The organism is Margalitia sp. FSL K6-0131, from assembly GCF_038008735.1.
Lineage (GTDB): Bacteria > Bacillota > Bacilli > Bacillales > Bacillaceae_C > Margalitia > Margalitia shackletonii.
In genome coordinates this window covers 2,727,238-2,741,457 of record NZ_JBBOZS010000001.1, presented here as the reverse complement: position 1 = coordinate 2,741,457, position 14,220 = coordinate 2,727,238, and the positions used below count along the sequence as shown (strand labels likewise).

The window sequence follows — 14,220 nt, the reverse complement described above, 5'->3', positions numbered from 1 at the left end:
GATGAAAGCAGTCAGTGAGGAGAAATCGACAGTACGTGTCAATCATGTAAGTAATGTAATGCAAAAACTCGGTCCGCTACTAGGATTTATTATCATTGTCATTATCGTTTCTATTTTAAATCCAAGTTTTCTTCAACCATTAAATATTTTAAATCTATTAAGACAAATTGCGATTAATGCGCTAATTGCGTTCGGGATGACATTTGTTATATTAACAGGCGGGATTGATTTATCTGTCGGCTCGATATTAGCTTTGTCAAGTGCACTTATGGCCTGCATGATGGTATCAGGATTAGATCCTATCTTAGCTATTATTATCGGATCGCTATTAGGCGGAGTAATGGGAATGGTTAATGGTTTGTTGATTACAAAAGGAAAGATGGCTCCATTTATTGCAACATTAGCAACGATGACCGTTTTTCGTGGACTTACCCTCGTATATACAGACGGGAACCCTATTACTGGATTAAGTAACAGCCGTTTGTTTCAGCTATTTGGACGGGGCTACCAATTTGGGATACCGGTGCCTGCCATTACGATGATTATTGCATTTGTAATATTATATCTTATCCTTCACAAAACCTCTTTTGGCCGTAAAACATATGCGATTGGCGGAAATGAGAAGGCAGCTATGATTTCCGGAATTAAAGTCACAAAAGTGAAAGTGATGATCTATTCATTGGCAGGAGTTCTTTCTGCATTAGCGGGCGCCATTTTAACATCCCGACTTGATTCAGCTCAGCCAACTGCTGGTACTTCCTATGAATTGGATGCCATTGCAGCGGTTGTTTTAGGCGGGACAAGCTTATCAGGCGGCCGCGGAAAAATATTCGGTACACTGATTGGTGCATTAATTATCGGTACTTTAAATAATGGTTTGAATCTTTTGGGCGTATCATCCTTTTATCAAATGGTCGTAAAAGGAATTGTCATCTTAATTGCAGTCTTACTAGATCGTAAAAAAGCAGCATAGGAGGGATGAATGATGAAAAGATTAATTTTATTAGTAATGACCGTATCTCTTGTTTTACTTGGAGCATGTTCTATGGAACCGCCAAATTGGGCAAAACCTGCAGAAAAGCATAACTTAAAAAATATTAAAATAGGATTATCTGTCTCTACATTAAATAATCCATTCTTCGTATCGCTTAAAGATGGTGTTATGAAGGAAGCGAAAGCAAAAGGAATGCATGTAACCGTTGTGGATGCACAAAATGATTCGGCAAAGCAAGTGAATGATGTTCAAGATTTATTGCAGCAGGGTGTGGATGTATTATTAATTAACCCGACCGACTCAGCTGCCATTTCAACAGCAGTTCAATCTGCTAATGAAGTAGGAGTTCCTGTTATCACTCTTGACCGTTCTTCGGATAAAGGGAAAGTAGAAACATTGGTTGCCTCTGATAATATTAAAGGGGGAAAAATGGCCGCGAATTTTATCATTGATCAAGTCGAAAAAAATGCCAAAGTAGTAGAATTGCAAGGTGTTCCAGGTGCTTCCGCTACACGTGAAAGAGGAAAAGGATTCCATCAGATTGCGGACAAAGAGCTGCAAGTAGTGGAAAGTCAATCTGCTCATTTTGACCGTACGGAAGGACTTAATGTAATGGAAAATCTGATTCAAGGTCATCCGGATATAAAGGCGGTATTTGCACAAAACGACGAAATGGCTTTAGGAGCTCTAGAAGCGATTAATAGTTCTGGTAAAAATATCGTCGTCGTTGGCTTTGACGGAAATGACGATGCACTTAAATCTATTAAAGACGGAAAATTAAATGCTACTGTAGCCCAACAACCCGAACTTATCGGTAAGTTGGCGGTTAACGCTGCAGGAGATGTACTAAAAGGGAAGAAAGTAAAAAAATACATTCCTGCACCTTTAAAACTGGTGACGAAAAAATAATCGTATCCCCCCGTGCTTGGTTAACACGGGGGATTTTTTTGTCTCTCCAAAACATATGAAAAAAATTTCGTAAGAAAGCGCATTCAATTTAATTAGCCACCCTAAATATCAAAAAAATGGATTATAATAGGGGAAAAAGACAACAGGAGAAGAGATCATTGGATAAACAAAATAGCAAGTACCGCTGGGTTGTTTTTGCTACCGTCTTGTTTTCATATTTTATCATTGTTAGTCAAAGAACTGCTCCAGGCCTTATTTCTGATCAATTAATGAAGGAGTTTCACATTACAGCATCAACTATTGGTGCTTTAACGAGTATTCAATTTCTAGCATATGCCGGTTTGCAAATTCCAATTGGCATTTTGTCAGATCGGTTTGGACCAAATCGATTTCTCATCGCAGGTACATTATTGAATGGTATTGGGACTTTATTTTATAGTATAGCGCCTAATGAAGCAGTGCTTTTTGCTGCCAGATTACTGGTAGGACTAGGAGATGCAACCATTTGGATCAACTTGGTTCTAATCTTAAGTCAGTGGTTTAAAGTAAATGAATTTGTCGGATTACTTGGCTGGGCCGGGATGTCAGGAAGCTTTGGTTCCATTATGGCAACTGTCCCATTCTCCAGTATGATTGCTGCCTTTGGCTGGAGAAAACCGTTTTTGACATTTGGGATTCTAATTATTCTGACAGGCATATTACTTTATTTTGTACTTGTACAAAAACCAAAGAAATGGGAATCTGCCAAGAATGTGTCAGTCAACGAACATTCAAAACGAGAAAAAACGTTCACCATTTTACGCCGCCTCGTTTCGAGCCGGCAAGCATGGGCAACCTTTTTATGCCATTTTGGGATTGTCGGTACATATGTTGGCTTTATAGGATCATGGGCGGTTCCTTATGGAATGTCCGTTTACGGAATGACGCGGTCAGGTGCCAGTCAGCTCATTATGATTGGTCTTATTGGTGCGATTATCGGAGCACCTGTTACGACCTGGATTTCCAGTCGCTTAAAATCCAATAAAAAACCATATATAGTCGTACAAATTATTATCTTTTTAAGCTGGTTTTCCTTCCTTTTATTTAATGGAAAGCCTCCTTACGTGATGCTAATAGCTCTATTTCTCATTATAGGATATGGAAACGGGGCAAGTGCTTTGACATTTGCAGTGGTTCGGAAGTCATTTGATATTAAAGAGGTTGGTGTGGTATCAGGGTTTGCCAATACCGGCGGATTTTTAAGTGCTGTATTACTACCAACCATATTCGGAAAGGTACTGGATCATTTTCAACATGCATCAAGTTCGGTTGGGTATCACTATGGCTTCTTTATACCGGTGATTTTTTCACTGTTTGCGATTTTTGGTGGGATCCTCATTAAGGAATCTAGCAGCGAAGTGCAAACAAAGGAAACAACCCTTCGTTCTAATGAAATATAATTTACGATACAATGCTGGATCTACTTGTAATCAAAGTAGATCTTTTTTATGTAGGATGAAACTTATATAAGGGAACGAAATGAAGGGCAGGGAACAAACACATATAGATGAAGCTGGGCATATTGAATTGCGGAAAGCGCACATTAACTAGAATGTGGGGGACATAAAATCCAACATGAGGTACATTCTTGAAGTGAAAGGGCACATAAAAAGAAGCAGGTCGCATTGAATTACAGAAAAGGCATATTCATTGGAATCTAGGGAACAAAAACTCCAACATGGCGCACATACATAAAGATAAAGGGAACAATAAATTGTTTTTAGTTTCTCGTAGGCAAAGCTTTATGAAGCTCTTCATTAATTTAAAAAAGTGGAAATAGTAGGAAATAGAAATGACCGAATTCCTTTCATATGGAATTCCGGTCATTTCCATTTCAACTTTTTATTGCACTAAACACCCATTCGTACAGCAAACTAACAGGGTCAACTGAACCATAGAAAAACAAAAATATCTTATTTCTGACGGGACGTTATTACCCAAAACAATAGAGCAAAAGCACTGACAGCTGCACCTAATATACAAACTCCATTCCATCCAAAAATTGCGTATATGTTGGTTGAAGCAATTGAACCTGTTGCACTGCCTATAGAATAAAAAACCATGTAAGCAGCGGTAAGTCGACTTCTTGCTTCAAGAAGTACTGTAAAAATCATACTTTGGTTAGTGACGTGTACGGCTTGCACAGCAAGGTCAAGAAGAATAATACCAATAATCAAAACGAACAAGGAGTAATGGATAAGGCTAATTAAAAACCAGGATATTAACAATAAAGTTAGGGCTATACCTGTTGTTCGCTGCCCCAATCCTTGATCTGCCATCCGTCCAGCTCGAGTAGCAGCTAATGCTCCGGCCACTCCAACAAGACCAAATGCTCCAATGGCAGTGTGTGGAAGAGAATAAGGTGCCGAGCTAAGAGGCAGTACCAATGAAGTCCACAGAATACTGAAAGAAATAAAAATTAGTAGTGCCAGTATACCGCGAACCAGTAGAATCCTTTCTTGTATGAAAAAGAAAAAGACGGAACGCAATAGCTCTGGATAGGACATCGATGATTGATTATCCGTATAATTCGGTAATTTCCAGTTTAATAAACATACGACGAAAAGCATGAGTGCGGCAGAGGTAAGATAGACTAGACGCCAACTACCTATATCTGTCAATACCCCTGCGAATACTCGTGCCAGAAGAATTCCGATCACAACTCCACTGGTAACGAAACCTACTATACTTCCACGCTCTGCTGGAGAAGACAATGTGGATGCGTATGCGACGAGTGTTTGTGTTACGGTAGCAAGCATTCCTACCACTGCCATCCCTATAAAAAGTACAGTACTCGTGGGAGCCAAACCAATAATAACAAGACCAGCAACTGATAATAGCATTTGGCCAATAATCAGTCTCCGTTGGTTCAATAAATCACCTAGTGGAACTAGAAAGAGTAATCCAAGTGCATAGCAGATTTGGGTGATTGTAATGATAATGCCAATAGTTGAATGATCGATTTTGAACTCATATGATAAAGCATCAAGCAACGGGTGTGCGAAGTATATATTTGCAACAGCCATCCCACAAGCGATAGCAAACAACAGCGCCAAATAGCGCGACATGGTTGTTCTGGAACCTGATTGCAACTGATCATCTTTAGGTTTGGCAATCATTGTTGCTTTTTCTTTAACTTTCTCCATTATTAACATCCCCTTTATGTACCTAACAGTATAATATACCGTTCAGTACAAAATGATTCTTAATAAATATAACTATAGATAATTTTTAATGTCAAGTTGTTAATACGGATATTTATATCTCGATAAAACAATTACAATTTGACTAATTTACTTTGTTTAAATATGATTATAATATACTATTCGGTACATAAAGGGAGGATAATCCAATTACTCAAATTCGCAAGAGTAAGATTAATTTCCTGTAGGCAATTTTTTGAAAAGAGGGATTATTATGGTTCGACAACGTGAATTTGATAAGGAAAGAGCATTAGATGATGCTATGCGGATATTTTGGGAGAAAGGGTACAAGGGTACGTCATTAAATGATCTGACAAACAAAATGGGCATACAACGACCAAGCTTATACTCAGCTTTTGGAGACAAAGAGGAATTATTTGAAACTGCGTTACGCAAATATTCAAAGTTACATGCCTCCAATATTCGAAAAAAACTTCAAAACCCTCAATCTGTAAAGGAAGCATTCCGAACATTTTTTGAAGAGTGGGTGGAAGAAGAATATAAAGAAAGTCCAAGTAAGGGATGTTTTTGTATTAATACAATGGTTGAACTTGCTTCTCATGATGAAAAATTTGAAATCCTTACTAGGGAACATCAGATGTATCTTTCGGTCATATTCCAAGAAACGATTGCAGTAGGAATTAAATCAGGTGAACTCGATAGCAATCTAAATGCTAAAATGTTAGCACAGACACTAGTCGTTTCACTAATCGGACTTACCGTGTTAATGAAATCCCGTCCAGAGCGTTCATTTATAGAGAATACTGTAGAAATGATATTATCATTATTAAAATAATTTCTGCCCATTTAGGATGAGGCATTTTTTATCGATGAAATTGCATACCATTCTTTTCTTGAAAATATGCAATGATACCATATGTCCACGGGAATATTAGATGTCCTTTTTTAAAACTTGAATCGGAAATTAATTGGGTATAAGATAGTGCAGATAGTATTACTATTTAGGAGTTATTTTATGAAAAAAATACTCATACCGACCATAATTATCTTACTAGGTTTTGTATCCTACTTTTCTTTGAACCCACATACGCATTCAAAGAAAAAGGAAAATTTAGTGTTATCACCTGCCAAACCAGGACAAGTTGGAGTGGACAGCAGTAAATTATCACAAATTGATTCCATTGTAACGAAAGCAATAACAGACGGGGTCACCCCTGGAGCGGTAGTTCTTATTTCCAAGGATGGAAAAATCATAAAGGACTCGGCGTACGGTTATGCTGAAAAATATGATAAAGGGCTTCCACTTGCAAATCCAAGAAAAATGACGGTTAACACGATGTTTGATCTCGCTTCTATTACAAAGGTGATGGCTACAACACAAGCAGTAATGAAGCTGGTGGAAGATGGGAAGATTTCGATCCATGACCCAGTTGTTAAGTATTTTCCGGATTTCGGCAAGAATGGAAAATCCGCGATTACAATAGAAGATTTGTTAACTCATACTTCCGGTTTACCTTACTGGGAACCAGCTTATTTATATGCAAATGACTCATCAGAGGTATTGAAATTTATTGAAAACTTGAAGTTAGATTACAATACAGGTTCAAAACGTGTGTATAGTGACTTTAATTTTATGCTGCTTGGTTATATCGTTGAAAAGGTAACTCATGAATCACTTGAAACTTATGCAGAAACGCAATTTTATCGCCCGCTTGGTTTAAAACGTATCATGTTCTCACCAAACAAAAAGGGAATGAAAGATATTGCTGCAACTTCTTGGGGAAATCCATATGAATACAATGAGATATCTGAACTTGGCTTAGACCCGGATCAGTTTTCAAAATGGAGATCCTATACTTATGTTGGAGAAGTGGAAGACGGAAACAGCTTTTATGCGAATAATGGGGTTGCCGGCCATGCAGGGTTATTTTCATCTGCAAAAGATTTAGCAGTCATAGGACAGATGTTTATGAATGGTGGAAAATACGGAAAAACGGACATTTTTAAGGACAAAACAATTGAAGAATTCACATCCGAAGATCGGTTTGGTCAAGGGTTAGGGTGGGAGAGAAATCAACCATTTATGGGAAAACTTCATTCTAGGGATGCATTTGGTCATAATGGGTCTACTGGAACACAAGTGATTATTGATCCGAACTATAATTTACAAATTATCGTATTAACGAATAAACAAAATAACGGATTACCAAAAGATGGTACATATCCAAGTACTACTCCATTAACTGCTGATATTGCGGATACAGTATATCAAGCTATAAAATAAACCTGCCAATTATGGCAGGTTTTTCGATAGGAATGCAATTTTTGGTAACACCCTTGATACCTGACACCGCTAGTTGATGGTGGATATTCGGATGTTATCTGCAGAGCCGGTTACCATATGTCCGCATAATGGACATTGTGCTTGCAATCCTTTGAATGCGCTTACATTAAAAACGTCTAAATTACCAAATGAAAAAGGTGAACGAAACCACGTTTTGCAATTATTATTTGTACAACAAAGCTCTAAAATTTTTTCTGCCATCGTTTTTCAAATCCCCTTTTTCATTATGTATATTAAAGAGAAATGATTTTAGTATATTAAGGGAATAAAAAAGCCTTCTCCATTGAGAAGACTAAAGTTTATTTGACTAGTCCAAGACTCTTCAATCCGTTGTATACACCGGAATTAGTTACTTCCGTAGTCTTATGCTTTGCATAGGCAAACAGATCTGGGTGACCATTTCCCATGGCAAAACCCTCTCCGACAACTTGAAGCATTTCTTTATCATTCATACCGTCACCAAAAGCGATAGCACATTCTGAAGGTAAGTTAAGATAATCGAGAACTTTACTTACAGCATACCCTTTATTCACTTTATCGCGAATAACATCATAGCAATGACGCAAACCATCCACATTCACTTGAGAAAGGTGAATACCTTCTTGATCATACAGACTTGTTTCATTTTCGTCTACATTAATAAGCGTCAAACCAAGAATATCCTTTACTATATCAGCAGTAAAAGCGATATTCTGTTGTAAATGAAATTTCTCCGTAATTTCTTTAGTAAATGGAGACTCCATGTCTAAAAAAGCATTTTTTTCATGTGTATAAAAAACAATTTCATGATGATGCTTTTTAGCTATCTGAATGTATTTTTCAATCAGAAAAGAATCCATTGGTTCTTTAACAACACTATTCCCTTTATAAACGGCATAAGCGCCATTATAGCCGATAAACGAATGGATACTAAGCTCTTTTGCTATATCATAAATCTCGTGGAGCGGTCTCCCAGTTGCCAGAATAACTTCAATCCCTTGCTGTTTTACTTCTTTAATTGCTTTTTTAGTAGAGTCCTCTATCGTATCATCTGGACGCATAATCGTTCCGTCAATATCTAAAAATAAGATTTTATAGTTACTCATGATCCTTCTCCCATTATATCTTTTTATATACAAGTGCATTTTATCATAAAATATAAATTCTTGTTCCTCTAAAGTCGGTACAAAAAGTACTTTATTGAATGGCTAATGGTTTAAGCATTTAACAAATCCAGTTTTTGCGGTATAATATAGAATGCAAGAATACGACATTATAACCTAACATACTAAATTTTTCGTTGTAAGATTCAAAGCAGAAAGAGAGTGTTCAAAAATGGGTCGTAAATGGAATAATATTAAGGACAAAAAAGCATCAAAGGATGCTAATACAAGTAGAATTTATGCTAAGTTTGGCCGTGAGATATATGTAGTGGCAAAACAAGGTGAACCAGATCCTGAAGCAAACCAAGCGTTAAAATTCGTACTTGAACGCGCTAAAACATATAATGTTCCAAAACATATCATTGATCGTGCTATTGAAAAAGCAAAAGGCGGTTCAGATGAAAGCTATGATGAGCTACGCTACGAAGGCTTTGGTCCGAACGGTTCTATGGTAATTGTTGACGCCTTGACAAATAACGTAAATCGCACAGCTGCAGATGTCCGTGCTGCATTTGGTAAAAATGGCGGTAACATGGGTGTAAGTGGTTCTGTTGCGTATATGTTTGACTCAACAGCTGTAATTGGTGTTGAAGGAAAATCGGAAGAAGAAGCACTAGAACTTTTAATGGAAGCAGATGTAGATGTACGTGACATCATCGAAGAAGAAGATTCAGTTATCGTATATGCTGATCCAGACCAATTTAACGCCGTACAGGAAGCATTCAAACAAGCAGGAATAACGGAATTCTCTGTTGCCGAAATTACGATGATGGCTCAAAATGAAGTAACCCTTGATGACGAGGCAAAAGCTAAATTTGAAAAACTAATTGATGCATTAGAAGATTTAGATGATGTTCAGCAAGTGTATCATAATGTGGATTTAGGGGAGTAATGCAAAAAGCAGATCTTGAGAAGATCTGCTTTTTTAGATATTAGAGAATTCCATGTCCGTTGAGTCGCCAACCGTAATCCCTCGAGTTACTTTATAGCTCCTGCGACATCATACAAATCCAGGTCAATGTCAGTTTTGCTACCTAGGGCAAGCTTAGCAAGCTCTGATCCAATAAATGGCCCCATTGTTAATCCTGATGCCCCAAGTCCATTTGCCACAAAAATACCTTTATACCCAGGTAGTTCCCCGATAACGGGTAAAAATTCAGGAGTAAAAGGACGAAATCCAACTCTAGTTTCCATATATGTACTTTCCATTAATCCTGGAGCGATCTCCAAAGCTTTGTTGAAAATTTCCTGCATTCCACCGGCAGTAATTCGAGTATCGAATCCCACATTATTTTCATGTGTTGCCCCAATCACAATCCGGCCTTCGTCAAAAGCTAATAGATATTGATCACTTGGAGGCATCACTACGGGCCATTCACTTGTATTTACTTGAGGTAATTCCAAATGAATAATTTGAGCCTTTTGAAAATGAACTTGAAAGTTTACGCCAAGCGGCTCTAAAAGTTGATTTGCCCATGCTCCAGCTGTAACAATGACGGAATCAGCAAAAATGGAGTTTCCATCTACGGAAATACCCGAAACTTGCTTGCCTTCAAATAGGAGTGTAGCATCACCAATGATGATTTTTGCTCCATGTTTTTTGGCACCATTTAATAAGGAATCACGAAGTGCTCGTCCATCAACGCGTGCAGCTCCGCTGACGTGAACCGCACCATAGCCATCAGCTAGCGGGGGAAACAATTCTCGCGTTTCTTCGGGAGTGAGGATGGACACTTCTCCCATTTCGGGTGCTTCATCTTTACGCTTCAAAGCCCGCTTCTCCATAGCTATCAATTTTTCCTTATCCCTATGGATACTGATAGCACCTACCCGCGCATACCCTGTATTTTTTTCGTGATCTTTTTCAAGTTCTTTTATAAGAGTTGGATAATATTTTGCTCCGCCCTTAGCCAATTGGTACCACGCTTTATTCCTTCTCTGTGAGAGCCATGGACATACAATCCCTGCCGCTGCATCTGTTGCCTGACCAATGTCTTTTCGATCTACGACTATTACTTCCGCTTTTGCTTTTGCAAGATGATAGGCAGTGGAGGCACCGAGAATTCCTGCTCCAACCACAATATACTTTTTCATAAAAAACATCCTTTTTTTAACTTTAGTCCAGATTAATGATAACCATGAACACCTATTTAATTCAAGAAATCTTATTAAATTGGTTTGAAACAATTAATGAAACCCAATAAATGAATTTTTTGTCTTTAAAGGTGTCTTTACATCTGTACATTAAAGTGTTATATTTCATGTTGGAATAAGTAATTATTTGTGAAACTATTATTCTCAAAAAATTTACATTATAGAAGGAGTACATCATTATGGAAAAAAGTATAGCGGTGTCTCAAAGAAAACTGCTTCTCATCTCCGGAACAGGGTGGATGTTTGATGCCTTGGATGTAGGTATTTTATCCTTTGTAATTGCTGCACTTGCAAAGGATTGGAATCTAAACCCTGCACAAATGGGGTGGATTGGCAGTATTAATTCTATCGGAATGGCTGTCGGGGCACTCCTTTTTGGGATATTAGCGGATAAATTTGGACGAAAATCCATTTTTATGATCACTTTATTGTTCTTTTCTATTGGCAGTGGACTTTCAGCACTTGCACCAACCTTAACTATTTTTCTTATTTTACGTTTTCTCATTGGTATGGGGTTAGGAGGAGAATTGCCGGTAGCTTCGACTCTCGTTTCCGAGAGTGTTCCGACGAAAGACAGAGGAAGAGTAGTCGTTTTATTAGAAAGTTTTTGGGCTGGCGGCTGGTTAATTGCGGCGCTAATTTCTTATTTTGTTATCCCGAAATTTGGCTGGCAAATTGCATTGTTAATTTGTACCATCCCAGCTTTCTATGCTTTATATTTACGCTTAAGCCTACCTGATTCACCAAGATTTCAAACGATGAATAAAGAAAAGCGCGAATCTGTCCTTAAAAAAATCGAACAGGTTTGGTCAAAAAAATATGCAAAAAGAACATTAATGCTATGGGTTGTCTGGTTTACAGTCGTATTTTCTTATTACGGAATGTTTCTATGGCTTCCAAGTGTGATGGTATTAAAGGGATTCAGCCTTATTAAAAGCTTTGAATATGTGTTAATCATGACGTTAGCACAGCTCCCAGGTTATTTTACAGCAGCTTGGCTAATTGAAAAAGTAGGTAGAAAATTTGTTCTCGTAACTTTTTTACTGGGAACAGCAATATTTGCTTACCTTTTTGGAAATGGGGAAAGCTTAACGATGCTAATTGTGTCCGGAATGTTCCTTTCTTTCTTTAATTTAGGCGCATGGGGAGCACTTTACGCCTATTCACCAGAGCAATATCCAACGGTTATCCGTGGAACAGGTACAGGTATGGCGGCAGCTTTTGGACGAATTGGCGGTATTTTCGGTCCATTATTAGTGGGAAATCTTGTATCTCAAAAAGTATCCACTGATTATATTTTTACAATTTTTTGCATATCCATTGTTATTGGCGTATTATTCGTTTTGTTCCTTGGTAAGGAAACGAAGCAAGTGGAGCTTGATTAGTATAAAAAGCTATCCTGTTGGGATAGCTTTTTTTGTCATACTTGGTAAGGATTATTAGATCTATATTTAGTGTAAACTCGCATTTGACTAACTTTTCTAAATTTTCATTGCGCATTTTTTTTGATGTTACATATAATATTTTATAAGAAGACGTTCAAATTAATTTGAACGATAAATAAAAATTGAAGGTGACAGGAAATATGAAGGAACAATTGGAGGTATATGAAATTACCACGCTTGAGGAAGCGAAGGTATTAACAAATGAATTAAGGATGAAGATATTTTCCATTTATTTTGACCAAAAACCGAGATCAGCAAAGCAACTCGCGGATGAACTTGGCCTTTCACCCTCGAAGGTTCATTACCATATTCGGGAGTTAGTAAAGGTGGGACTCCTCTTTCTGTATGATACAAAGGAGGTAAACGGGATTATCGAAAAATACTATTTGCCGATTGCGAAGGATGTGAGAATTCTAATCAACCAGTTAGATACAGAAGGGAAACAGCAAATAGTAGATAAAACGATAAGCGATATGAAAAAACAGCTATTAGAGTCTTTTGATCATCATCCGGACCATAGTTTATTCCGAAGTTTAAATTTACATCTAAATCTAACGGAGAAACAAGAATTAGAAACAGAATTAATTACTTTAATGGAGAAGTGGGAGAAGAGAATCAAATCCAGAGAACCTAAGGGCGATAAAAATTATGGAATTTTTATTTCCATGTTTGCAAAATCTTAATCCAATGGGGGAAAACAAGTGGAAGGTTATAAGGGGTTTCAATCATTTTTATTCTTATGGGGCGGTCAATTAGGGTCCTTATTAGGTTCAAGTTTAACAACCTTTGCTTTAGGGGTATATATTTTGCAAAAGACAGGGTCTGTATCCAATTTTGCGATTACACTGCTTTGTATGTCTATTCCAGGTCTTCTCATTTCACCATTTGCCGGTGCACTCGTAGACAAGTGGAATCGAAAAGGGATGATGCTTGCAAGCGATTGTTTATCAGGAATTGCAACACTCGGAATATTTGTTACCCTTTTCTTTTCGCAACTTCAGTTATGGCATATATATACAGCTGTCATCATGTGGTCCATTGCGGGGGCAATGCAGTTTCCAGCTTATCAAGCGATTGTGGCGCAAATCGTAGAAAAGAAACATCTTGGACGTGCAAACGGTCTTATTCAAATGTCAGATGCCGCTTCCAGTATAGTTGCTCCACCAATTGCAGGGATCTTACTGCCTTTTATACATCTACAGGGAATCCTCATCATCGATTTCTTATCTTTCTTTATAGCAATATTCTCTTTGTTAGTTGTAAAAATTCCGCCAATACATGCTTGTGAATCCTTTAGAAAAAAACAATCCATTTTATTAGATATTAAAGACGGAATTCAATATTTACGACTGAACAAGGCTTTGTTATGGTTTTTAACTTATTTTTCATTGGCTAATTTTATACTAGGATTCGAAAATGTCCTGCTACAACCGTTAATCCTCTCCATAAGTAATACAAAAAGCCTTGGATTTGTTATGTCATGTATTGGAGTAAGCATGGTTTTAGGCGGATTGGTGATGAGTGCTTGGGGTGGTCCGAAACGAAAAACAAGAGGTGTTTTTGGATTTGGCCTAATTAGCTCCATCTGTTTTACCTTCATTTGGATTTGCCATTCTATTCCGGTGATGTGCATATTTATCTTCCTATCCTTTTTCTTTTTACCTTTTGGAAATACGTGTTCGCAGGTTATTTGGCAAAGTAAAGTGGAACTTAACATCCAAGGTCGTGTATTCGCTTTACGCAGAATGATTGCCATGTCCCTTATGCCAATTTCCTACTTATTATCAGCACCACTATTAGATCATGTATTTACCCCGTTGATGGACTCTCATGCACTTGGCGGCCAATTTCTTGGTGGATGGTTTGGAGTGGGTGAAAATGGCGGAATACGATTGTTTCTGATGATTTTAGGGTTGATTTGGGTTTTAACGTCGGTTATTCTTTCATTTCATAAAGAAATTAAATTATTGGATGAGGATAATAAACTAAAGGATTCTGTCGTTCCTGCTTCTGTTTCGTAGACTTGGCC

13 protein-coding genes are annotated in these 14,220 nt (G+C 37.6%); 10 read left to right on the top strand and 3 right to left on the bottom strand.

Annotated features, from left to right (window positions below; all coding sequences use genetic code 11):
• Position 1: 1 nt before the first annotated feature.
• The 3 genes from rbsC (at position 2) to NSQ59_RS13370 (ending at position 3,342) form a co-directional block, all read left to right on the top strand.
• Entirely contained in the window at positions 2–973 is a 972-nt protein-coding gene (gene rbsC / locus NSQ59_RS13380; RefSeq protein WP_340831662.1) for a ribose ABC transporter permease RbsC, read from the top strand.
• Between the two features lie 12 nt (positions 974–985).
• Complete coding sequence (rbsB, locus tag NSQ59_RS13375; RefSeq protein ID WP_340831660.1) at positions 986–1,903, top strand: ribose ABC transporter substrate-binding protein RbsB; 918 nt, start codon at positions 986–988, stop codon at positions 1,901–1,903.
• Between the two features lie 158 nt (positions 1,904–2,061).
• Positions 2,062–3,342, top strand: coding sequence for an MFS transporter (locus NSQ59_RS13370; RefSeq protein ID WP_340831657.1), 1,281 nt, complete (start codon positions 2,062–2,064; stop codon positions 3,340–3,342).
• A gap of 513 nt (positions 3,343–3,855) precedes the next feature.
• On the opposite strand, the gene NSQ59_RS13365 is transcribed toward NSQ59_RS13370, so the two are convergent.
• The gene (locus NSQ59_RS13365; RefSeq protein WP_445669208.1) at positions 3,856–5,088 is read right to left on the bottom strand and encodes an MFS transporter; all 1,233 of its coding nucleotides are present in this window, start codon (positions 5,086–5,088) and stop codon (positions 3,856–3,858) included.
• Between the two features lie 271 nt (positions 5,089–5,359).
• Here NSQ59_RS13365 and NSQ59_RS13360 point away from each other — a divergent pair, with 271 nt between their 5' ends.
• The 3 genes from NSQ59_RS13360 to NSQ59_RS13350 all read left to right on the top strand — a co-directional run bounded on the left by NSQ59_RS13360 (position 5,360) and on the right by NSQ59_RS13350 (position 7,697).
• Positions 5,360–5,941 carry a TetR/AcrR family transcriptional regulator gene (locus NSQ59_RS13360; RefSeq protein ID WP_055739825.1) on the top strand — a complete coding sequence of 194 codons (582 nt, stop codon included), beginning with the start codon at positions 5,360–5,362 and terminating at the stop codon, positions 5,939–5,941.
• Positions 5,942–6,121: 180 nt separating this feature from the next.
• Positions 6,122–7,390 carry a serine hydrolase gene (locus tag NSQ59_RS13355; protein ID WP_126649971.1) on the top strand — a complete coding sequence of 423 codons (1,269 nt, stop codon included), beginning with the start codon at positions 6,122–6,124 and terminating at the stop codon, positions 7,388–7,390.
• A 91-nt stretch (positions 7,391–7,481) separates the two neighbouring features.
• The gene (locus tag NSQ59_RS13350; RefSeq protein ID WP_055739823.1) at positions 7,482–7,697 is read left to right on the top strand and encodes a hypothetical protein; all 216 of its coding nucleotides are present in this window, start codon (positions 7,482–7,484) and stop codon (positions 7,695–7,697) included.
• A gap of 52 nt (positions 7,698–7,749) precedes the next feature.
• Here NSQ59_RS13350 and NSQ59_RS13345 read toward each other — a convergent pair whose 3' ends face one another.
• A complete protein-coding gene (locus tag NSQ59_RS13345) occupies positions 7,750–8,535 on the bottom strand; it encodes an HAD family hydrolase (RefSeq protein WP_340831653.1) in 786 nt (261 codons plus the stop codon).
• A 229-nt stretch (positions 8,536–8,764) separates the two neighbouring features.
• Here NSQ59_RS13345 and NSQ59_RS13340 point away from each other — a divergent pair, with 229 nt between their 5' ends.
• Complete coding sequence (locus NSQ59_RS13340; protein WP_340831651.1) at positions 8,765–9,484, top strand: YebC/PmpR family DNA-binding transcriptional regulator; 720 nt, start codon at positions 8,765–8,767, stop codon at positions 9,482–9,484.
• Positions 9,485–9,570: 86 nt separating this feature from the next.
• Here the strand turns inward: NSQ59_RS13340 and NSQ59_RS13335 are convergent, their stop codons facing one another.
• Complete coding sequence (locus NSQ59_RS13335) at positions 9,571–10,695, bottom strand: NAD(P)/FAD-dependent oxidoreductase (protein WP_340831648.1); 1,125 nt, start codon at positions 10,693–10,695, stop codon at positions 9,571–9,573.
• 230 nt (positions 10,696–10,925) lie between these two features.
• On the opposite strand from NSQ59_RS13335, the gene NSQ59_RS13330 reads away from it, so the two are divergent.
• The 3 genes from NSQ59_RS13330 to NSQ59_RS13320 all read left to right on the top strand — a co-directional run bounded on the left by NSQ59_RS13330 (position 10,926) and on the right by NSQ59_RS13320 (position 14,212).
• Entirely contained in the window at positions 10,926–12,131 is a 1,206-nt protein-coding gene (locus NSQ59_RS13330; RefSeq protein WP_340831646.1) for an MFS transporter, read from the top strand.
• Positions 12,132–12,331: 200 nt separating this feature from the next.
• Positions 12,332–12,874 carry an ArsR/SmtB family transcription factor gene (locus NSQ59_RS13325; RefSeq protein WP_055739800.1) on the top strand — a complete coding sequence of 181 codons (543 nt, stop codon included), beginning with the start codon at positions 12,332–12,334 and terminating at the stop codon, positions 12,872–12,874.
• Positions 12,875–12,892: 18 nt separating this feature from the next.
• Positions 12,893–14,212, top strand: coding sequence for an MFS transporter (locus NSQ59_RS13320; protein ID WP_340831642.1), 1,320 nt, complete (start codon positions 12,893–12,895; stop codon positions 14,210–14,212).
• The last annotated feature ends 8 nt before the right edge of the window (positions 14,213–14,220 follow it).

Bases quoted from the DNA above. Each gene is read 5' to 3' on its own strand.
- rbsC (WP_340831662.1), top strand. From the start codon at position 2: ATGAAAGCAGTCAGTGAGGAGAAATCGACAGTACGTGTCAATCATGTA.
- rbsB (WP_340831660.1), top strand. From the start codon at position 986: ATGAAAAGATTAATTTTATTAGTAATGACCGTATCTCTTGTTTTACTT.
- NSQ59_RS13365 (WP_445669208.1), bottom strand. From the start codon at position 5,088: ATGGAGAAAGTTAAAGAAAAAGCAACAATGATTGCCAAACCTAAAGAT.
- NSQ59_RS13360 (WP_055739825.1), top strand. From the start codon at position 5,360: ATGGTTCGACAACGTGAATTTGATAAGGAAAGAGCATTAGATGATGCT.
- NSQ59_RS13355 (WP_126649971.1), top strand. From the start codon at position 6,122: ATGAAAAAAATACTCATACCGACCATAATTATCTTACTAGGTTTTGTA.
- NSQ59_RS13350 (WP_055739823.1), top strand. From the start codon at position 7,482: ATGTTATCTGCAGAGCCGGTTACCATATGTCCGCATAATGGACATTGT.
- NSQ59_RS13345 (WP_340831653.1), bottom strand. From the start codon at position 8,535: ATGAGTAACTATAAAATCTTATTTTTAGATATTGACGGAACGATTATG.
- NSQ59_RS13340 (WP_340831651.1), top strand. From the start codon at position 8,765: ATGGGTCGTAAATGGAATAATATTAAGGACAAAAAAGCATCAAAGGAT.
- NSQ59_RS13335 (WP_340831648.1), bottom strand. From the start codon at position 10,695: ATGTTTTTTATGAAAAAGTATATTGTGGTTGGAGCAGGAATTCTCGGT.
- NSQ59_RS13330 (WP_340831646.1), top strand. From the start codon at position 10,926: ATGGAAAAAAGTATAGCGGTGTCTCAAAGAAAACTGCTTCTCATCTCC.
- NSQ59_RS13325 (WP_055739800.1), top strand. From the start codon at position 12,332: ATGAAGGAACAATTGGAGGTATATGAAATTACCACGCTTGAGGAAGCG.